The 21,035-nt window shown below is 42.1% G+C and carries 22 protein-coding genes; 11 read left to right on the forward strand and 11 right to left on the reverse strand.

Annotated features, from left to right (window positions below; translation table 11 throughout):
* The first annotated feature begins 98 nt into the window (after nt 1–98).
* The 3 genes from JMX18_RS07530 to JMX18_RS07540 all read left to right on the forward strand — a co-directional run bounded on the left by JMX18_RS07530 (nt 99) and on the right by JMX18_RS07540 (nt 1,423).
* Complete coding sequence (locus tag JMX18_RS07530; RefSeq protein ID WP_201586484.1) at nt 99–443, forward strand: BolA family protein; 345 nt, start codon at nt 99–101, stop codon at nt 441–443.
* A 73-nt stretch (nt 444–516) separates the two neighbouring features.
* Nucleotides 517–876, forward strand: coding sequence for a SirB2 family protein (locus tag JMX18_RS07535; protein WP_201586486.1), 360 nt, complete (start codon nt 517–519; stop codon nt 874–876).
* Nucleotides 877–1,021: 145 nt separating this feature from the next.
* Nucleotides 1,022–1,423, forward strand: coding sequence for a hypothetical protein (locus tag JMX18_RS07540; protein WP_201586487.1), 402 nt, complete (start codon nt 1,022–1,024; stop codon nt 1,421–1,423).
* Nucleotides 1,424–1,510: 87 nt separating this feature from the next.
* On the opposite strand, the gene trxA is transcribed toward JMX18_RS07540, so the two are convergent.
* The 3 genes from trxA to JMX18_RS07555 all read right to left on the reverse strand — a co-directional run bounded on the left by trxA (nt 1,511) and on the right by JMX18_RS07555 (nt 3,371).
* On the reverse strand, nt 1,511–1,948 hold the full coding sequence (gene trxA, locus JMX18_RS07545) for a thioredoxin (RefSeq protein WP_201586489.1): 438 nt from the start codon (nt 1,946–1,948) through the stop codon (nt 1,511–1,513).
* Between the two features lie 274 nt (nt 1,949–2,222).
* Nucleotides 2,223–2,405, reverse strand: coding sequence for a YgaP family membrane protein (locus JMX18_RS07550; protein ID WP_201586491.1), 183 nt, complete (start codon nt 2,403–2,405; stop codon nt 2,223–2,225).
* A 99-nt stretch (nt 2,406–2,504) separates the two neighbouring features.
* Complete coding sequence (locus tag JMX18_RS07555; protein ID WP_201586492.1) at nt 2,505–3,371, reverse strand: MBL fold metallo-hydrolase; 867 nt, start codon at nt 3,369–3,371, stop codon at nt 2,505–2,507.
* 480 nt (nt 3,372–3,851) lie between these two features.
* Here JMX18_RS07555 and JMX18_RS07560 point away from each other — a divergent pair, with 480 nt between their 5' ends.
* From JMX18_RS07560 to JMX18_RS07580, 5 genes are all read left to right on the forward strand, one after another.
* Nucleotides 3,852–4,190: an ArsR/SmtB family transcription factor gene (locus JMX18_RS07560; protein WP_227674596.1), complete on the forward strand. Its 339-nt coding sequence runs from the start codon at nt 3,852–3,854 to the stop codon at nt 4,188–4,190.
* An 84-nt stretch (nt 4,191–4,274) separates the two neighbouring features.
* Nucleotides 4,275–5,981, forward strand: coding sequence for a SulP family inorganic anion transporter (locus tag JMX18_RS07565; protein ID WP_201588278.1), 1,707 nt, complete (start codon nt 4,275–4,277; stop codon nt 5,979–5,981).
* A 216-nt stretch (nt 5,982–6,197) separates the two neighbouring features.
* Entirely contained in the window at nt 6,198–6,524 is a 327-nt protein-coding gene (locus JMX18_RS07570; protein ID WP_201586494.1) for a beta-lactamase hydrolase domain-containing protein, read from the forward strand.
* A gap of 67 nt (nt 6,525–6,591) precedes the next feature.
* A complete protein-coding gene (locus tag JMX18_RS07575) occupies nt 6,592–6,924 on the forward strand; it encodes a TIGR01244 family sulfur transferase (RefSeq protein ID WP_201586497.1) in 333 nt (110 codons plus the stop codon).
* Between the two features lie 357 nt (nt 6,925–7,281).
* Nucleotides 7,282–8,142 carry a bile acid:sodium symporter family protein gene (locus JMX18_RS07580; RefSeq protein ID WP_201586498.1) on the forward strand — a complete coding sequence of 287 codons (861 nt, stop codon included), beginning with the start codon at nt 7,282–7,284 and terminating at the stop codon, nt 8,140–8,142.
* 78 nt (nt 8,143–8,220) lie between these two features.
* Here the strand turns inward: JMX18_RS07580 and ahpF are convergent, their stop codons facing one another.
* The gene (ahpF, locus tag JMX18_RS07585; protein WP_201586500.1) at nt 8,221–9,807 is read right to left on the reverse strand and encodes an alkyl hydroperoxide reductase subunit F; all 1,587 of its coding nucleotides are present in this window, start codon (nt 9,805–9,807) and stop codon (nt 8,221–8,223) included.
* Nucleotides 9,808–10,259: 452 nt separating this feature from the next.
* Between ahpF and JMX18_RS07590 the strand changes: the two genes are divergently transcribed.
* Nucleotides 10,260–10,496: a YdcH family protein gene (locus JMX18_RS07590; protein WP_201586501.1), complete on the forward strand. Its 237-nt coding sequence runs from the start codon at nt 10,260–10,262 to the stop codon at nt 10,494–10,496.
* 234 nt (nt 10,497–10,730) lie between these two features.
* Here JMX18_RS07590 and ahpC read toward each other — a convergent pair whose 3' ends face one another.
* Nucleotides 10,731–11,297 carry an alkyl hydroperoxide reductase subunit C gene (gene ahpC / locus JMX18_RS07595; protein ID WP_201586502.1) on the reverse strand — a complete coding sequence of 189 codons (567 nt, stop codon included), beginning with the start codon at nt 11,295–11,297 and terminating at the stop codon, nt 10,731–10,733.
* Between the two features lie 355 nt (nt 11,298–11,652).
* Between ahpC and JMX18_RS07600 the strand changes: the two genes are divergently transcribed.
* Both JMX18_RS07600 and JMX18_RS07605 read left to right on the forward strand, forming a co-directional pair.
* Nucleotides 11,653–12,561 carry a hydrogen peroxide-inducible genes activator gene (locus JMX18_RS07600; RefSeq protein WP_201586503.1) on the forward strand — a complete coding sequence of 303 codons (909 nt, stop codon included), beginning with the start codon at nt 11,653–11,655 and terminating at the stop codon, nt 12,559–12,561.
* 186 nt (nt 12,562–12,747) lie between these two features.
* Nucleotides 12,748–13,407, forward strand: a complete 660-nt coding sequence (locus JMX18_RS07605; protein WP_201586504.1) for an HD domain-containing protein — start codon at nt 12,748–12,750, stop codon at nt 13,405–13,407.
* On the opposite strand, the gene JMX18_RS07610 is transcribed toward JMX18_RS07605, so the two are convergent.
* The 6 genes from JMX18_RS07610 to JMX18_RS07635 all read right to left on the reverse strand — a co-directional run bounded on the left by JMX18_RS07610 (nt 13,385) and on the right by JMX18_RS07635 (nt 20,837).
* The gene (locus JMX18_RS07610; protein ID WP_201586505.1) at nt 13,385–13,990 is read right to left on the reverse strand and encodes a methyltransferase domain-containing protein; all 606 of its coding nucleotides are present in this window, start codon (nt 13,988–13,990) and stop codon (nt 13,385–13,387) included. The genes JMX18_RS07605 and JMX18_RS07610 overlap by 23 nt on opposite strands.
* Before the next feature lie 162 nt (nt 13,991–14,152).
* Nucleotides 14,153–14,839: a M48 family metallopeptidase gene (locus JMX18_RS07615; protein WP_227674597.1), complete on the reverse strand. Its 687-nt coding sequence runs from the start codon at nt 14,837–14,839 to the stop codon at nt 14,153–14,155.
* A gap of 16 nt (nt 14,840–14,855) precedes the next feature.
* Nucleotides 14,856–16,259: a DUF1513 domain-containing protein gene (locus tag JMX18_RS07620; RefSeq protein WP_201586506.1), complete on the reverse strand. Its 1,404-nt coding sequence runs from the start codon at nt 16,257–16,259 to the stop codon at nt 14,856–14,858.
* Between the two features lie 45 nt (nt 16,260–16,304).
* A complete protein-coding gene (locus JMX18_RS07625; protein WP_201586508.1) occupies nt 16,305–17,462 on the reverse strand; it encodes an imelysin family protein in 1,158 nt (385 codons plus the stop codon).
* Nucleotides 17,463–17,559: 97 nt separating this feature from the next.
* Nucleotides 17,560–19,173, reverse strand: a complete 1,614-nt coding sequence (locus JMX18_RS07630; protein WP_201586509.1) for a di-heme oxidoreductase family protein — start codon at nt 19,171–19,173, stop codon at nt 17,560–17,562.
* Between the two features lie 206 nt (nt 19,174–19,379).
* Entirely contained in the window at nt 19,380–20,837 is a 1,458-nt protein-coding gene (locus JMX18_RS07635) for an imelysin family protein (protein ID WP_201586511.1), read from the reverse strand.
* Between the last annotated feature and the right edge of the window lie 198 nt (nt 20,838–21,035).

The following is a 21,035-nucleotide window of genomic DNA, read 5'->3' on the forward strand; positions in this document are numbered from 1 at the left end:
GCAAATGCTATGATGCGCTCTGCCTTTTTTGTATAGCAACGTCTGTTATAATGCTATCAACAAAAACGTGATGCTCTATTAGTTTATAAAGGATTGCTATGAATACTCTTAATTCTACGACAGCCCCTACAGCCGCTGCTATCAACAATGCTCTACAAGCCTTACAGCCACAGCATATTGACTTAGCTAACGAATCCATGAACCATGCTGGGTACTTTGAAGGTAAAGAAAGCCATTTTAAACTCACCATTGTTAGCGACGCATTCGCTAACAAGCGCTTAGTCGCCCGCCATCAACTGGTCTACGAGCAGGTCTCTGACCTATTAACTTCACAAGGCGGCAATGTCCACGCCCTCGCCATTCACGCTTATACTCCAGAGGAATGGCAAGCTCAAGGTATTAGCCCTAGCAGTCCTCAATGCGCCGGACAAAACACTAAATAACTGGTCGTTCAATTATTACTCTTTTAGCCTTTTTTCAGTCTATAAACATCAACCGCAAAAGGAAAGCTAGTTAATGAAACATTTACACCTACTGACAGTAGCCCTGATTATTGTATTATTTATTTATCAGAGCTATTTGGTGTTGAGCGCCAATAGAAGTGCGCCGCGAATCATTAAGATCTCGACCCATATCGTTTACGCCTTGCTTATCCTTTCAGGGGGTTGGATGTTGATGCAGTTGATGGCAGCCCAAGCGCCGGTACAATGGGTTTTTGCAAAGATTATATTATTAATTGCCGCTATTAGTGCCAGTGTCAAAGCTTTCAATCCTGCTGCGACTGAGGCCCAAAGCAAGGCTGGTATTGCTGTAGCTGGCGCAGCTTATATTGGAATAATTATCCTTGCTTATATGAAACCGGGAAACTTATTTTGATAAACGCTTAGCAATGAGTAATACAATATAGACAATAAAACCTCAATGAATACCCTCTACTTTTAGTATCATGAATGTTTTATATTTGCTATTGTAATTAGATTGCAACGTTTAAAATATGACCCCTTAGCCTTTTGGAGCCTTTATGAAAACTCTTACTGCAGCAACATTATTAGCAACCGCTGGCGTTTTTGCTCTCTCAGGCTGCGCCTCTACCGGTAACATAGCGCCGCAATATATTCCGCCTAGTACTTATCAAAGCTATGATTGCCAAGCACTTAGCCAAGAGTACGCTCGAGTCAATCGTTACGTTGAAGCTACTCGTAATCAGCAATCTACTTTAGCCGCGTCAGGTGTAGGGGTTGGGGTTTCAGCAGGACGCTGGGGAATCTCACCCAATATTAGCTTTGGGGTGGGCAAAAGCAGTAATACTAAAGCTCGTGATGCAAAGTTATCACGGCTTTATGGTGAGCGTGACGCCATTATTCAGTCAGCCCGTGTTAAGCGCTGCAATTTTGCTAATGGGATCAAGATTTATGGTGAATAAATAACAGATTTTATAGCTAAAAAAAAGCCAATAGGTTATCAACCTATTGGCTTTTTTACTTGGCGTTCACCTTACTAGGGCTATCTACTACGATTGTAGACTGTTAACCCACTGGACGATTTGATTAGTTGGCAGTGCGCCTGACTGGCGAGCAACTTCTTTGCCCCCTCGAAAAGCCACCATCGTTGGTAGACTACGAATATTATAGGGCGCAGCAGCTTGCTCGTACTTGTCAGTCTGGATTTTAGCAAATACCACTTCTGGCAGCTGCCCTGCCGCTTCTTTAAACTGCGGCGCCATCATCAGACAAGGCTGACACCAGCTTGCCCAAAAATCTACAATAGTTAAAACATCGTTTTTTCGAATGACTTTATTAATCACTTGCGCATTTAATTCATGAGGACTAGCGGTCAATAAAGGCTGCTGACATTTACCGCAACTGGGGTTTGCACTTAAACGGGCAGCGGGCAAACGATTGGTCGCTTGACAGTTAGTACACACAATATGAAAGTTTGCTTCACTCATAATCCTTTTCCTGTTTTTGGTCGTATTTTTCTTTATTAGGCTTATAGTTTTTTATAGTCGTATTATTTTAATGGTTATAAATAGATATTTATCAAGATAAAGTATTGTTAATCTAATACCCTGTAAAGACCGTTGTTTTCTTATCATTAGCCTTAAAACTAATAGTCTCAAAGGCAATAGCCTTAATACTGATGACTATCAATATTAAGGCTATTTTGTTTACATCAGGACTATCTATGCCACCTTCATCTATAGCTTAACGCTCTACACTATCCTAGCGTTTGCAAGTATTCATACCCAGCATTTTATATAGAGGGCAGACACGGAACAAGCCGGTTATTAACGGAATCAAGCCAATAACACCCCACCAGCTTTGATAGTAAATGCCTAGCCCTATAATGATAATACCAGCGATGATACGTAACATTCTATCGGTACTTCCAACATTAATATTCATAGCTTATTCCTTAAGAGTGATAATGTAATAACTTAATTATTTTATTCCCAAACTAGCTTAAAAATCCGAAATAATCTTTGCTACCGTATAAACGCTTTATCAAAGTGCATTAATAGGTACTTTTAAATAGCGTGTACCATTGTCTTCAGGCTCTGGTAATTTACCAGCATCAATATTTACTTGCACTGAAGGAATGATCAACCGCGGCATCTCCAGGGTGGCATCGCGGCGCTCACGCATTTGGACAAACTCTGCTTCATTGATACCATCTTTTACATGGATATTACCCATTTTCTGTGCGGCTACCGTCGTCGTTGGGCAGTGCTGACGCCCTTTACTCGGATAGTCATGACATAAATACATAACCGTATCTTCATCCAGTGCTAACAACCTTTGGATAGAGTGATACAAAGTTTTGGCGTCGCCACCCGGAAAGTCGCAACGCGCCGTCCCTACATCGGGAGCAAATATGGTATCACCCGTGAAAACTGCGGACTTCTCGCTGTCAGTAGCCACGTAAGCCATATCAGCGGGCGTATGACCAGGAACGTGCATAGTAGTAATAGTAATTGAGCCAAGGTTTAAAGTAGTGCCTTCATCAGTTAATAGATCGAACTGACTGGCATCGGTACGAAAACTGGTGTCAAAATTAAAAATCTGCTTAAATATTTTTTGTACTTCGGTAATGTATTTACCTATGACCAGCTGTCCGCCTAAAACGTCTTTGATATGGATAGCCGCTGATAAATGATCGGCATGCGCATGGGTTTCGATAATATAAACCAGCTCCCAACCCTGACGACGGACGAACTCAATGACTTCGTCAGCGCTCTCGGTACTGGTAGTGCCAGACTTTGGATCAAAATTTAATACGGGATCAATAATTGCACACAGTTGCTGATCAGCATCTGCCAATACATGCGTATAAGTCTCTGTATCCTCATGTAAAAAAGAATGTACCTGCATGTTTACCTCATTATCATTTATAATTTTAATGTTTTTATAGTGTTTAATATGACTTTTCTATTGATTACAATATAGCAAAGATACTATACTTTATCAATTTATATAATGTAAATGGAGATAATCTGCTATAATAGCTTATATCATTGATAATTAACCATAATTACAATGACTACAGGTAGTTATAACCATTATCATAGTACTATAGTTTTTCGGTTTGAGGCTTTTGAGATCCTAAAGTTAGAAGCTTACCATCCATGCCCTTATCTCATATTGGCACTACAGATTAGAGCATTAGATGTTAAAATAAACCGTTTAACCCCTTGGTAGTCATCCGTTGACGATAATCATAGGGTGTTTATTAGTAGTGATAATTATCACCGTTTTATAGTCATTTTATATAAGGAGCTTACTCTGACAACTTCTACCCCAGTTATGACTTCATCGGTAAAGCCCGTAACAATAAACAATAAGGCAAATAGTATGGACTCAAATGTGGCAGATTTTGCACCGATAGATTTAGCAAAACAGATGCAAGAGGCATCATTAGAGGCCAGTCAGTTGCTAAAATCACTATCGCATCCTGATCGCCTCTTACTGCTATGTCAGCTAACTCAAGGTGAATACTGCGTTGGCGAGCTTGAGCGCTTGGTTGGTGTTGGACAGCCAAGCCTTTCGCAGCAGCTTGGTATCTTGCGCAAAGACCAACTGGTCGCCACCCGCCGTGAGGGCAAACAGATCTATTATAGTATCGCCAGTGAAGATGCTTTGGCGGTATTACAGCTCTTGTATCAACGCTTTTGTGCTCAAACTGGTTCCTAGCATTTTGGCAAAATCGTATTGATGTGGCGTTTTTTAGCGCCACTTTTTTGTCGAATTTTCTTATCTTGATGATATTGTATGAATATGCCTTCTATCGCAGCTCGTTTGATACCAGCTTGGCTACGGCAATACCAGCTAGCTGACTTACCCACTGACGTCATCGCTGGATTAGTGGTGGGCGTATTGGTTATTCCGCAAAGTTTAGGCTATGCGGTGCTGGCAGGACTACCTCCTGTTTATGGTCTCTATGCGGCCATTGTTCCAGTAATTATTTATGCCTGGCTGGGCTCTAGTAATGTTCAAGCGGTCGGGCCGGTTGCTATTACCGCCATTATGACCGCCAGTAGTTTACACGCCTATGCAGATAGTGGTGCTGAGCAATATGTACTCATGGCAAGTTTGCTGGCATTGATGGTGGGCGCTCTGCTCTGGATAGCTGGCCGGCTGAAGCTGGGCTGGATTATGCAATTTATCAGCCGCGGAGTCTCCGCAGGTTTCATTAGCGGTGCAGCAGTACTGATATTTATTAGCCAGCTCAAATATCTGACAGCGATACCTATAACTGGAAATAGTCTAATTGGTTATCTGTCCAGTATGCTGATGTATGTGGGTCAGCTGCACCCATTGACAGTGGTTATTGGCGCTATTGCCTTTATGCTTTTAGTTAGTAATCGTTATGGTAGTCATTGGTTATGGCGTTCTTGGCTATCGCCCACTTATGCTAAATGGGCTGAGCGTCTTTTTCCGCTTGTGCTACTAATTATTGCTATCTTGTTGAGTATGAGCTTGCATTGGTCAACTCGGGGCGTAGAGACTATTGGTAACATACCGCAAGGCCTGCCAACCTTTACGCTGCCCTATTTACCGACCTTCACTGAGGCGCTCAATCTATTGCCAACGGCAGGGTTGATGGCGCTTATTGTATTTGTATCTAGTAGCTCAGTAGCGAGCACTTATGCTCGTCAACGGGGTGAAAAATTTGATGCCAATCGTGAGCTAACGGGTTTAGGCCTCGCTAATATTGCTGGTGGCTTTTTCCAAAGCTTTGCGGTTGCAGGAGGGTTTTCGCGCACCGCTATTAATGCCGATTCAGGTGCCAAATCCCCACTGGCAAGCTTAGTAACGGTAATAGTTATGATTGCTGCTCTAATAGCTTTTGGCAGCGCACTGGCCCCGCTCCCCTATGCAATTTTGGGTGCTACTATTATGGCCTCTATTATTGGGCTGATTGATGTAGCCACCCTTAAAGAAGCGTGGCAGCGTGACCCTTTAGATGCCGCTAGTTTTATAGCGGCTTTTAGTGGTGTATTGGTATTTGGCCTTAATACAGGATTAGTCATCGGCCTTATGGTGTCATTTGCTAGTCTGATCTTGCAATCTAGTAATCCTCATGTTGCTATCGTAGGACAACTGGCGAACACGGGACATTTTCGTAATATTAATCGCCATGATGTGGTCACTTTTAGTAATTTACTCATGCTACGTATTGATGAAAGTTTATTCTTTGGAAATAGCGAATCGGTACACCGGCGTATATTAAAGGCGACTGAAGAATATCCAGAGGCAAACGAAATTATTTTAATTATGGCAGCCGTTAATCATATTGACTTGACTGCCCAAGAGATGCTTAGGACCCTGAATCAAGAACTAATACGCCAAGATAAGTACTTACATTTTAGTTTTATTAAGGGTCCTGTAATGGATATTATTGGAGACACTCCATTAATTACAGAGCTTTCAGGTCGGATTTATCTAAGTACCATAGAAGCGGTTGATGAGCTAAAAGGCTAAATATCTTTAACGATTTTGCAGCTATTAGCAGTCTAAACTCGTCAAGTATACAATTACTATTATTGTCTGCTGCCAAATACCGTTATCATGTGCTGTTAAGGTATAAAACATGTCGATATCTGACTATACTAAATAAATACTAGCTTTGAATGATCCGTATTATTTGAGATCTTGATGCACATTAACCCCTTATAATAATCGCCGTTGATACTATTTATGACTGACAATCTAACGATTTATAAACAAATTTATCCGACACAGTGCGCTAAGATTGCTGAGCTTGGTTATCGCTCGGTACTCAATATTCGCCCCGATAACGAAATAGTCAAGCAGCCCAAAAGCTATGACTTCACTGCTGCTACTACACAAGCAAACTTAATTTATCACTACTTGCCTTTTGATGACGAGCGTTTAAGCTTAGAGACTATCGAGCAGTTCGCAGTTTATTATCATGCTATGCCAAAACCAATTTTAATGTTTTGCGGAACCGGTGCGCGTGCTAAATTGCTTTATCAAAGTGCATTAATGCGTGATTTGTTATAACTTCTATTTTTATAAACTAACTAGCCCTCAATAATAATCTTCCAACAAATAGTAAAAAGGAGCTCTCATGAGCCATAAAATTAGCATTACAGGACAAATTACCCCGGATCAAATCCCTATGATCGCCGAAAATGGCTTTAAAACCATTATTAATAATCGCCCTGATGGTGAAGAACCCAATCAACCCGCTAACGCCGATATTGCAGCTGCTGCCAAAAAAGCCGGTCTTGCTTATAAAGAAGTATTGTTCGCAGGTAACGAGCTCAATCAGAACCACGTTGAAGAATTTGCTGATTATTTCAATCAAGCTGAGCAGCCTATTTTGATATTTTGTCGTACCGGCAATCGCTCAACCGGTATTTATGAAGCCGCTAAACAGATGGATTTGCTAGATGATTAGTCGTCTAGTGATTAGCCTATATGGGTAACAAATAAGCTTTAAAACTATAACGCCCGTCCAAAATTGGATGGGCGTTATAGTTTTAAAGCGCCCTAAAAGCATTTCGATGCCTTATTCAGCGACTGTGGAAAATTCAAAAATGAAGATTATTGAGCCGTTAAATGACTGCTCAGTTTATGTTGTATGCAGCGATAGCTTATTATAAAGTTTACTATTACAAGTCATTAAGATTAGATACGAAGATTAAATGCTGATCCTAAATAGTAAGACTAAATACTAAGATTAAAATAGGCACCAAGGAATGGGCCGTTGATAGAATCATTAAAATATGATTTTTAACTTTACAAGGATTGTTTTATGAGTGATATTGCTTTCGCTTTACTGCCCCTAGCACTTGCCTACATTATGTTTACTTTGGGAGCGGGACTAAAACCCAGCGATTTTAAGGTTATCGCTAAATATCCCAAAGCGTTTTTTGTGGGCTTGGTGAACCAGGTTATCTTCGTACCTTTGGTGGCTTTATTGGTAGTACTAGCAATGTCTCCTCCACCAGCTATCGCCTTTGGTATTATGCTGATTAGCTTTTGTCCAGGCGGTGTCACCAGCAACATGCTGACCTTTTATGCCAAGGGCAATGTAGCACTTTCAGTAGCGCTTACCGGCGTCGTCAGTCTATTATCAGTCATTACTTTACCGATCTTGATCACTTTAGCCTTTAATCACTTTATGCAAGATCAAGCAGGCTCCATTAGCGCTGTAAAAATCGGCTTGGTGATGTTTTTATTAACCGCTTTGCCTGTCAGCCTTGGTATGCTAGCTCGCTATAAATTTGCAAACTTTATGCAGCGGAGAAGTAGTGTTCTTAATGGCTTGGCTAGTGTTTTTTTCGTGTTGATTGTCCTCGCTGCCATCGCCTCTAATTGGGAGTTATTAAAGTCACAAGTGGCATTAATTGGACTGGAGTTGGTACTGATTATTGTGATTTTATTTGCTATTAGCATGATAACTTCTAGAGCCATGAAGCTTAACTGGTTCGATACTAAGACCGTATCAATAGAGACCAGTATTCAAAACAGCACTACGGCTATTACTTTAGCACCTATTATTATGGGGACTACGGCTGGCTTGCCTGCCATCGCTTTACCTGCGGCTCTATACGGCGTACTGATGTATATTATTGCGCTTCCCGTCATTGCGGTAATTAGAAATAAGAATTGATGATCGTAGATAAAAAACAGTAGATATAAAAAGCCACCTCAAAAGAGGTGGCTTTTTAAATTAAAACTAACTTTAAACTTACTGCATCACTAAGTACTCAAAAGCACTTAAAGCGGCTTTTGAACCTTCGCCCATAGCAATATTAATCTGCTTAAAGGGTACAGTCGTTACGTCGCCTGCAGCAAAGATACCTTTGCGATCCGTATTGCAGCGCTCGTCAATCTCAATCTCGCCAAAGCGGTTAACGTCAACAAAGCCTTTAACAAAATCAGTATTGGGCACTAAACCAATCTGTACAAACACCCCATCTAATTTACGCTCATGAGTTGTGCCAGTTGCACGGTCTTCAAAGACAATAGAGCTCACTTTACCGTCAGTTGCTTTAATCTCTTGAGTCGCAGCATTAGTAATAAACTCGATGTTGTCTTTTTCTTTGGCTTTATTGATCAAGACTTGGTCAGCTTTTAGCTCATCAGCGAATTCAATTACCGTAATGTGCTTAACGATACCCGCTAAATCAAGCGCCGCTTCTATACCTGAGTTACCACCACCGACGACGGATACTTCTTTATCTTTAAAGAAGGGTCCATCACAGTGTGCGCAATAAGCCACACCTTTACCGACGTTTTCTTCCTCACCCGGTACGCCAAGTTTACGCCACTGCGCCCCTGTCGCCAAGATAATGCTACGCGTTTCAAAGATCTCGCCAGTACTTAGGTGGATATTATAATTCTCCTCCTCAGTCTCACTAATCTCTTTTACGGTGACATACTGTTTTAAGGTGATATCGTATTCATTTAAGTGCTTTTCAAAGTTGGCTGACAACTCAGTACCTGTAGTTAAAGGCACTGAAATCAAGTTCTCAATATCTTGCGTATCTTTAACCTGACCACCAATACGGTCAGCAACCATCGTTACTTTTAAACCTTTACGTGCGGTATAGATCGCCGCAGCAACGCCGGCAGGACCAGCACCGATAATGGTGACATCTTGCTGCTCTAACTGCTCAGCATCTTCATCAGCTTCTGCTAACAAGTCAGGGAACTGCTCTTGCAACTTCTCAATTAATTTTGCTGTATCAATCAAACCATTAGCAAACGGTTCGCCGTTTAAAAATACTGCTGGCACGCCTTGGATGTTATTGGCTTCTACTTGTTCTTGGAACAGCGCTCCATCAATCATTTCATGACTGATGTCATCATTAAGTATCGCAAATTGGTTCAGCGCCTGCACCACTTCTGGACAGCTTTGGCAAGATAATGACACGTAAGTTTGAAACTGTAGCGGTTTATTAAAACGCTTGATAAGTCTTTGGATATCATCGCCAAGCTTTAAGGTATGACCACCAGCTTGCAAAATCGCTAATATAAGCGAAGTAAACTCGTGACCACCAGGGATACCACTAAACACTACTCCCGTATCAACCAACTCACCATCGATATGGCTACGTACTGCAAAGCTGATTGGGCTTGGCAAGCTACTATCAATATAGTCAGCATTATCGACATCGAAATTGATTTTATCAGTCGTACTGGCAATTTTGGTCAAAAAGTCAATCAGCTCAGCACGCTTTTCATGTTCGCCACTACCTAATAGAAAAGTAATTGGACGAGTCATATTTTCACTGTAGCTTTTAATCGCATCTAATAAACTTTGATCTATCATGATTGTTCCTCATTTTTATTTAATATGTAACGACAGCACCTAAGCTGTTTATATAAATTAGAAAGACTAGTAATAGTTATGGCTTTAAAAAAACCATTTAAACTAACTCTATGTCCTTGAATACGTCTATTATCGTGGGTTTCAGACTTTTGAGCAAGCTCAGAAACCCAAATAACAAGTTTAAAAAAACCAATCGTATATTAATTTTCGTATTATTTTACAAACCCAGTCAGTGACTATCAACGATGGCGGAATAGTTATTATTTAGCTACAATCAATGATGGTTATAAAAATAATTACTAGCTTTCAGCTTAAATTCGATATTTGAGTTAAAACATTTCGACGTTATATTTTATGGCCATGACTCTTACAATCATAAATGTTTTCAACCAAAATGCGTCACTATCGGTAATACTCATTCTGATTCGGCGCTCAATAATAAGGATGGACATATGAGAAAGACTGATACTTTACAGGACAATAGAGATATCATTGCTGAACTTAAGCAAAAGGATAGCCATTTTGCCGTTATTTTCGATGAGCATACCCAGCTCGATCAGCAAATCAATCAGCTTGAAAAAGACAGTATAAAACAAGCAAGCTGTGAAGAAGAGATTGAAAAAATGAAACGACGAAAGCTGCATTTAAAAGATGAGATTTATAGAATAATTGATAAAAATAAAGTTTAATTTCGCTTTTGATACCAGCAGCACGTTTGAATCTATATATCCGCTTTACTTTTAACTGACTGTATAAACAGCCAAAAATAATGAGATGTTTTAATTAGAGAAATAAAAAGCCCTCATCAACTAATGCTGATGAGGGCTCTTTTATAGTTTCTGCTTATAAGGTTTATTATTTTAAACTTATTATTTCAAATAATTATAAAGCAGAACCTAAAACTAAGAGGCTAAAAACCTTACTTAGATTTTACCTACTAGATCAAGACTTGGTTTTAGAGTATCGCCACCTTGTTCCCAAGCTGCTGGACAAACTTCACCGTCGTTTTCACGAACATATTGTGCGGCTTTAACTTTACGTACCATGTCTTTAGCACTACGGCCAATACCGCCAGCATGAATCTCAGCGACTTGGATCAGACCGTCTGGATCGATCAAGAATGTACCACGCTCAGCGACACCTTCGTCTTCGACCATAACGTTGAATCCACGAGTGATTTTACCCGTTGGGTCACCGATCATTGGATAAGTTACTTTACCAATAGCGTCTGAAGAATCGTGCCATGCTTTGTGAGTGAAATGCTTATCAGTTGATACTGCATAGACTTCTACACCCAAGCCTTTTAGCTCTTCGTAATGGTTTGCCATGTCTTCAAGCTCTGTTGGGCAAACGAAAGTAAAGTCAGCTGGGTAGAATAAAAAGATTGCCCAATTACCTTTTACGTCATCAGAAGTAATAGTTTTGAACTCACCATTTACGAATGCGTCAGCTGAAAACTCTGGGATTTCTTGATTAATAATAGATGCCATGATTAGCTCCTTTATTGTGGATTGATTGATTATTATTGTTCAGTCCCGCATCTAAAATGCGATGCCTGTACTGGATTACATGAACCATAATACGTGATTTCTATGGTTAATCCAGTTAAAAGATTTTAATGTGATGTTTTGTTTTATTAAACTTGCTAAAATAGCTTATATGCTGCAAGTCAATATTTATAGTCCGTCTTACATCACAGCTAGTACTCTACCTTGTTATACTACTGGGGGTGTTTATATTATTGTAACTTGCCTATTTGCTTTATTTTAATAAGTAAATACTCAGGCTTTATTATTAACAAAGTCTAAATATATTCTATTAAAAACCCATTAAAGAAGGACTTCTATGATTACTCTTCGTCAACTCGAATTTGCCCTAGCCGTCGATAAACACCGCCACTTTAAGCGCGCAGCTGAAGACTGTAATATTTCTCAATCCGCACTGAGTTTAGGGATAGCGGAGCTTGAAAAGCAGTTGGATACGCAGATTTTTGAGCGCAATAATAAGCAGGTATTAATTACCCCTATTGGGCAAGATATCTTGACTCGTGCCCAGCGAATATTCTCTGAAGTCAATGATTTGACTACTCGTGCTCATAGCCACCAAACCCCGCTTGCTTATCCAATGACTGTGGGTATTATTCCGACTATCGCACCTTATCTACTACCTAAAGTGTTGCCAGCATTAAAACAGCACTACCCTGAATTTCGGATGACCATTATTGAGCAGCAGACCGAACGCTTACTTGAACAAGTGCGTTACGGTCATATCGATACGGCTATTATTGCCCTGCCTTATGCGGTAGATGGATTACATACTTTTGAGTTTTGGGCGGAGAACTTCTATGCGGTCTTTCCACAAGATGACGTGCATGCCAAATTAAATTCGATTGATTCTGATGAATTAACCACTGCCAACTTAATGCTACTTGGCGAAGGACACTGCCTTACTGATCAAACCTTATCTGTCTGTCATTTTGACCGCGAGGAGATGAAATCAAGCTTTTCTGAGGCCAGTTTAAATACCCTTATTCAGATGGCACTGGCCAATATGGGCACCACCTTGGTACCTGAGATGGCGCTCGATCAGCTGCATTTAGAGAACCAAAATGCCGTCGCCGTCCCTCTAGCAGAAGAAGGGCCGCATCGGCATATCGCTTTTGTCACCCGGTTAAATTACGCCCGGGTTGATGACGTCAATTTGCTAGGCGATGTGTTTAAAAAAGCCTTTGAAGAAGATGCCAAGCAAAAATAATTTGCAGATATAATTGATTCACTCTAAAACTGATATCGTGCTACTGGTATAAATTTTTCGAAGCCTCTGGAGTTTTGAGGTCATACAGCAAGCGAGAAAAACTTGTACCAGTAGAGCATCTAAATCCATAATCATTTTATTTTTAATTGACGATAATGGTTGATAACTAACCATTGAGGATAGAATATGACAGGTCGATCTGAGAGCTCCGCTAACCTTGGCAAACGCTTCGAGCAGCACCTATTTACTATGGGTAGCAACGTCTCGCCAGCAGTAGCACAAGCACTTTGGCAAAATATCGCTACTCATTATAACGAGCCGGTGCGAGCCTATCATAACTTAGCGCATTTGCAGCAGTTGTTTATTCAATTTGAGCAGGTTAAGAATCATCTAAAACAGCCACATATCATTGCTTTGGCGTTTTTTTACCATGACGTGATATACAATCCCCTACGTACAGACAATGAGTTAAAAAGTGCTGAGTATGCGATCAAAAAACTCAGCCCCCATTTAACCGCTGAGCAGTGTCAGCGTATTTATCAGTTAATCATGATGACCGCTGACCACCAACTTGATGATGCTAGAGATAGCGACGGCGCGTTTTTGCTTGATATGGATTTAAGTATTTTGGGTACAGACTGGCTCGAGTATAAAAAATATGCGCAGGCAATCCGCCAAGAGTACGCGCATGTGCCACTTGCCGATTATCAAGCGGGACGGGCTAAGGTTTTAACCGGACTACGAGATCGCCCAAGATTATATCTGACCGACTATTACTATCAGCGCTTAGAGAAACAAGCACGAGAGAATACTAAGCACGAAGTTAACCTTTTACACGCAGCTTAATGAACAGCTCACTACCTTGCCGCGCTGGATGCGAATTATAACTGGTCTCCATAATCTCAATATCAAAATGGCTCTTAAAACGCTGTAAATACTCATCCAAGCTGCCACCAAAAGGAATGTCGTCGCCAGCAAACTCTCTGTCAAATAACAAACCAATTAATTTACCTTGAGGCTTTAATAGTGCGGCCATTTGCTGTACGTATTCATTGCGGCGGTCAGGATTTATCGCACAAAAGAAGGTCTGCTCAAGGATCCAATCAAATTGATAGTCATCAGGCGATAAAGCAAAAAAGTCCGCACAAATTAGATGCTTAGTGGGGAAATCTGGATAACGTTTAGCAAAATCCTCAATCGGTGCCGGTGCAAAATCAACCAAAATGACATTGCTAAAACCTTGCTCATGGAGATAACCTACTTCATAAGCATTGCCCGCTCCTGGCACCAAAATACGCTGGCTTTTGGCAGATTCAGGCAGCTGGTCAATATACGCCTTGAGCGGCGGCGATACCTGACCCATATCCCATTGTATGCTGTCTGACTCATAACGCTGTTGCCAATACTGGGCCTCATTGACGTTATCCATATAACTATCCTTGTCTTGATAAAAGGGTTTATCTTAGCAAATTATTGCTTCATAACGAGATTATTGATAAATAGGCTGGCGTTTTAAGCTAGCATTTTGACTTTGCAAAATTTCAAAGCCGGGTTAAAAACCCAGCCTACGCTAACTAAGAACTCACACTCCTCAATCAATCAACCTGCCTGCCAGCTTATCATGCCATTGCCGATAATCCGGCATCGCTGTCGCCACAGTTTGCCAAAAGTCGCGGCTGTGATTGGCATAATGTAAGTGGCATAACTCATGAACGATGACGTACTCGGTACACTCGATAGGGTAAGCGGGCAGATAGACCGACAACCAAACACGTCGTGCTCGCGTATTGCAAGTGCCCCAGCGTGTGTGCATTTTTTTGATACGGATCTCATTAGCATACGCACCGACGATGGGTTGCCATTTAGCAAATAACTCAAGCATCACTATCGATAACTGCTCACGATAATAAGCAATCTTTTCATCGGGTTTTAACGTAAAATCTTGCGCTTGACCCCACAGCAAAACAGGCTGATTAGCATTTTGGCAGGGATTAGCAAATGTTTGTTTATATTGCTCTTGTTTATACTGATATTGTGCCAATACTTGCGGATGATGAGTTATAGCCCAATCAATGCGCTTGTCGATACTTTGCGCCAATTGGTTATCACTTATAAATAATGGCACTGAGACTTTTAATTGATAAGGCTTTAGGCGAAAATTAATATTTTTCACCCGCTTTTTAGTTATTTGTAGTTCAATACCTGCCGCTGCTAATCTCTGAATGGCATGCTCTAATAAAGGCATTATAGGCTTAGCTTGCCAATCTATTTTACGCATTTTTATTTACCGCTCATCAACTAAGCACCTGCAAATGATTATCAAAAGACATTTTATGCGATTGGCTGTCTTTTGATATCCTCTTATTTTGTCTATCACCCGTAACTTTTAATGTCGTTAATTGGCCTTGCCCATCACTTACGATAAAGCCTACACTTTGCTGATAAGTGTTTTTAGAGACGTCATCATACTTGGGATTGTTTGTTAATACTGCCGCTCCTGCACAATCCGGCAGGCGCACGTCATCAATAAGCTCATAGGTATCTAAGTCGTAAATGGCCGCGCAGCCACCAATCGGCGTAGTGACACAGAGTAGGTTCTGCCCACTATCAACGGCAACGCTTGCAATATACTGATGAAAACGTTGCCATTGATTATTTGGCATTTTAAGCTCGGTAAACTCTGCGTCACCACGCTGATGAGTAAGTACCAAAGGCACGTTGATATGGCGCTCGCCTTGGAACTGAATACCTATCATCACCATGCCATTATCATTTATAGCGAGGTGACGTACACTCATTTGATTGTGCTCAGGAGTGACTTGTTCTAACAAAGCGCCATCATGCCGATTGAGATAAACCAATGAGGGGCGCATGCTGTCTAAATTCAGCTCTTCGCGCGAGGCTTGTTCGGTCTTGATACCGCCATTAGCGATCACTAGCGTTTCACCATCAGGATGCATAATCAGCTCATGTGGGCCGATACCATGAGAGTCAAATTCTGCAACTTTTTTGTAGTGATTATGGGCATCATAAATGCCGATTTTGCCTGCTAAAGTCACGGTGTCATTCTCAGTGACATACAGTTTTGAGCCATCTAAACTATAGCAAGCGTGACCATAAAAATGACGGTTATCCGCCGCCTGAATGGCGAATTGTACTTGCCCGCTAGCGGTATCGAGTACCCAAAACCGCTCGCTAGGACGGCGGCCCATCACCACCACATGACGATTTGGCATTTTATCATCGATATTATCTTTATTATTAACCATAGGCTGTACGACGATATCATGGACACGCTCAGGCATAGTGGTTTGCCAGACAAGTTGTCTGTGGGCATCAATACCAACTACCCCAAAGCCATTTTCATCGCCAGCACTTTGACTATTTAACAAGCTGGGCTGCGGCATGGACGCCACCCCGCTAACCCAGTTTACCGGGCTTATCAGCGGCGATGATGCAAGCTTGCTAGTTTGCAACGAGGTTTGCAACGATCTAAGCTTGGCTTCAAATCCTACAAAATAATCTAGCAAACGAGCTTGAGGGTAGCGCTGTTTTCGGTACATATGATGAATACCCACTAAAGCCGCTGTTCCTAGCGCTGTCCCCAATACCGTTCCCACGGTTCTTTTTAGAATAGGTAGCCTTGATAACGCTAAGGATGCTGGTATTATCTTGGAGGTAGTGTAAATGTCCATCATGAACCCCTTGAATGATTTTTCTACAGCTGGCTATTGCGCAAGCTTTTAATCACCATCGGTACTATTAAAGCCGACTCGGATGCCAAGCGCCGGAATCAATTGACGTTTAATCAAACGCGTCACCTGAGTCAACTGCTCAAAAAGCGCTTGCTGATCTGCCTTATCGGCATCTGCTAAGTCTTCTGGCAGCTGCGCAAGCAAAGTCGTGGTTTCAGCCAGCGCCGTCGACAGATTATTGCCCACCGTACTCTCGTCATTACTGTTTAGGATAGCGGTCAACACAGGATCAGTAAGCGCCTTGTTAAGGGTAGCTACTTTTGCTTCAATGATCGCTCGACTTTGCCCTGCGGTAGCTGCTGGTAGATGACCCTTGGCTTTACCACTCAACCCTAATGGCTGCTCTATAGCGCTTGATTTCATAGTCTCTACTAACGACAATAACGAGTTAAACCACTGGTTTAGCCCCTCATCGCTATCGGCCACTTTATCGATCGCTAACAGCTCGGTTGCATTGCTTTTCCAGTAGCTTTCGATGTCTTTTAGGCGAGTATTTAGCGCGCCACTAGCACTAATCACGTAAGCACACTGCCCTGCATCCAAGCTATCATTGGCATAAAGCGCTTCTTCTAATCCGGGTACGCCTTGTACAATCGCACTCTCATCCGCCAACTGTTCAGGTGTCAAGGCTGGATTGGCTTTGATTAAATCAGCCACACCGCCATGTACCAAGCCGCGCTCATCAGGATAATAATTGATATAAAGGTTACTCATGCTCTCGGTTGCAGGACCAAAATTAATCATCTCAGCGCTTGCCCAAGCCCCTGCCAATGTAAGCCACTGGTCACGTAGCTCTTGCAGTGCCTCACCGCTTACCGGCGCTTGCTGGCAGTGCTTTTGTGCTAATTCTTGGAGGATGGCGCTTTGCTTAGCGGCATCTACGTAAGCAGGAATGATCATATCATCAGCGACATGGCTCAGATAAGTTTCTGCAGTATCGGCACTGATATTTACTGGCGTGATCGCTGGGTTATCTATGTTGCCAGTGTTATCAGCCGTAGTGGTTGCCGTCGCTGTATTACTTTGCTCGACGGTTTGAGCATCGGCGTCCACAGGCTGATTATCGTCAGCTGGTTTTACGCAGCTGATTAATAGTCCTGCACTTAATGCCGATAGCACCATGGTTAAGGCGTGGGTTTTTTTCATAACTTTCTCGGTTTTGTAGATTATTAGATAAGCAGGGCTAGATACAGATTATGCGTTTCATATTGAATCTGTATAATGGCTTATTACAATGGTTTTTTTATAGTGACTGTAAAAAAGCAATCAGCTCATCACGGCCTTGCTGATCAAGAGTGAGCACTTTTTGTTGCTGCTTTGACGCTTCCCCATCATGCCAAAGCACCGCTTCCATCAAAGTACGGGCACGACCATCATGCAAAAACGTCGCTTGGGAGTCGACCGTTTGCGCCAGCCCAATGCCCCATAGCGGCGGTGTACGCCATTCATACGAATTGGCTAAGAACTCAACTTGTGCGTCTCTCAAAGGTAGCTTGCCAGCGATAGTACGATCCGCCAGATCGTCACCCATATCATGCAATAATAAATCAGTATAAGGATAAATCACTTGTCCATGCTGCTCAAGGTGATCATCGTCGGTTTTTGGCAACTGATATCTCGGGTTATGACAGCTTTGACAACCGATATCATAAAAGCGTTTTTTGCCAGCCAGCACTAGCTCACTATCTGCATTACGGCGATGCGGTACGGCTAAATTGCGGGTATAGAATTCTACAAATTTAGCTACTTCATCATTAACTTCAACCGGCGGCCTGCCATCTCCCTGCTCGTCCGCGCCAGTAGGTGCATTCAAGCAAGCGGTTTGTGCTGGTGTGCATGACTCATGAGGTCGGATATTGGAAGTTAGACCCATATCTTCATTAAAGGCGCTTTGATTTTGGGTGATAAGCTTGGTTTGTCCCGCTTTCCAGCCAAAACGTCCCAAGGCCTTTTTGCCGGTCTGGGGATCCATCACCCAGTTAAATCTGCCTCTAATCTCACTGCCTTTATTAGCATTGCGTACTTGAGCTTTAATATCGGCATCAGGGATTTGTTCTAACAGCCCCAGTCCAATCATCGGCGGCGCAACTCTCGGCGATACCATAAGCTCGTCATCGAACGCACCATAGCCAGGATTGGTGAGAGTAAAGGTAGGCCGGCGCAAAGTTTCGACATGACCGTCAGCGAATGTTACCGGCTTATCCGTCCACTGCACACTGATACGAGCTTCAGCCGGAACCCCTTGGATACCGCGGTCTTGCAGTTGCCCACCATAAACAGGATGAGCTATCTTTTCAATCATCGAATCTCGGAGCTGTTGACGCTCTTTATCCGTGGTCGCTGGCATCGCCAGACGAATGAGTAAACTATCGGCATCATCATCAGGAGCCATGGGCGCATGACCCCGGCCGTCTTTGATATGACAAGACTGACAAGCAGCGACATTAAATAAAGCGCCCAGACCATCACGGCTATCGGTACTAGCAGGCGCAACCACCCACGGCTGCTTAAAAAAAGCATTACCAATAAAAAAGTCGCCTTTACGTGAAGCCGGCAAGTTTGAGGAAGGTTTTGAGTAGCTCTCGCTACTAGTGATCATGATTCCGGTATCACCGCCTTGTTTGATCTCTTGTGGATCAAAGGTTGCCAGTTGCTGCATAGGTACACCGGCTAAAGCCTCAACAGTTTGTATGCGTTCAGGTGATAAAGCCTGCGATTGTCCTTTATCATCAGCAGTAGCATTATCAGAAACGCTATCCGTTGGCTGGCAAGCGCTTATACTTATTATACTTAGAGTGCTAAGAGCACTTAGGGCAATGGTGATACTCAAAGCAAGTTTAGAGGGCACAGCATTCATAAAAATGGCCTTAACGCTAACACTCTATTTTCAAAATCAACTGCTCCTGCAGGACTGAGGTATATGATTTCAACATTACAGTATTAGGTGTAATAAAAAACACGCTGTCAGCGAAACTGGCAACGTGTTTATTATACTTGATTGATTTAGTTATGAAAACAATTCTCATTAACTTTTGGCGACTCACTAGCCATCAAAAATACTACTTAAAACTGTGAGCCCGCATCTGCATCTAAGTTGTCAATACCCACTGCTTTTGCGGCATTTTCAATACTAGCTGTTAGCTCTTGCAAGCTGTTAATACCTGCTTCAATCCAGCTCCGGCGTTTATTTTGCTCTTCGGCAGAGATACCATGCTTGCTGGCTTGGCCGACCGTTGCAATCATTTGATCGACCTTGATATCTTCATTCTCTCCTTTTTCAACGATAGTGTTAAAGGCATTTTCTACTTTTTGAAAGTCAGTCGCTAATCGGTCAGCCGCTTCTTTGTGGCCTCTATCAATCAGATAATGCTTTACGCCATAACCCCCTACCGTTCTGCCATCAACGGCTTTATAGCTACCGTTAAAGACGTTCTGAATACCGCGAGCATTATTAGCATAGCTTAGGTGAGTTAAATCACTGAAACACTCATGCTCATCTTCAGTCGAACCAGTTACAAAAGCAACCTGCATACGCTCGGACGCTAGTTCCCCTAAAGCCAAACTACCCATCTGATACATAATCTGACGTAGCGCATTGTCATCTTTACGCGCCATAATATCACTACGTAAGGAGTTTTCACTCTTGGGTTGCCATTCAGCTTCCATAGCAGTTAAGTCATCGACCAATAGCTGAGTAACAGCTTGTAGATACTCACCACGGCGTTCACATATACTAGTATCTTCATTTACCATTTCACCGCTAGTACATTTACCAGCCTCAGTTAGGTAGTCACTAACAGGACGCATGCCAGCGCCTTCTCCAACGCCATTAGTATCTTGACCCCATAATAAGAACTCAATCGCATGGTAGCCTGTGGTTACGTTGGCTTCACTACCACCAATCTCATTCATATCGGCCAGTAATTCAGGTGTGATGGTACTGGTATCTTGTTTGATACTACCTACAGTGATACTTTCACTATTGATAATATTGTCATTACTATCGTATTCGCCCGTATAATTCTCACTTACATAATCTATCAAGGCTTCATCAAGTGGCCAAGCATTGACTTGACCTTCCCAGCCATCAACGCTACCAATAGCGCGGTCATCATTAGCGGTTACGAAACCTTCATCGAAACGAAATATCTCGGTTTGAGAGTAAGGTTGACGCGCAGCTTTATAAGCGGCTTTCGCTGCTTCAAGATTGGTCTCCGTGGGCGTTTCTACATAGGTATTTATAGCACTCTGTAGTACTTTCGCTGTGTCTAATGAGTCTTTATAGGCCGCATGCGCCATATCGGTATAGCTAAGAACCAATCTATCTCTATTAGCTTGTTCAGCCGCTGATAGTTCTGGGCTGTCTGTAGTTGCGCTCGTTTGAATCTCAGTTTGCGTATCAGCAGGTAAGGTGTCATCATTCTGCTTAGTACAGCTCGAAAGTAGCATAACCGCAGCAAGTGCCGCCGCTAATGTAGTTGGTAAAAACTCGAAGCGCATTGCTGTTGGATTGGTGCTCATAAATATCCTTGTTTAATCTGTCTAAAATAGACTTAAACTAGATTTAATAGATTAAGTGACACAAAAGTGTATAAATTATAAAGTTATTGATAACTATTATCAACTAAAAATTAGCCGAAAAAAAGCCAGCATCAAGCTGGCTTCTTTTATATATCAACTATTTAAGTATCAATAACATCATATTTTTATGTTATTTAT

This window comes from Psychrobacter jeotgali (assembly GCF_904846315.1).
In the GTDB taxonomy this organism is placed as follows: domain Bacteria; phylum Pseudomonadota; class Gammaproteobacteria; order Pseudomonadales; family Moraxellaceae; genus Psychrobacter; species Psychrobacter jeotgali.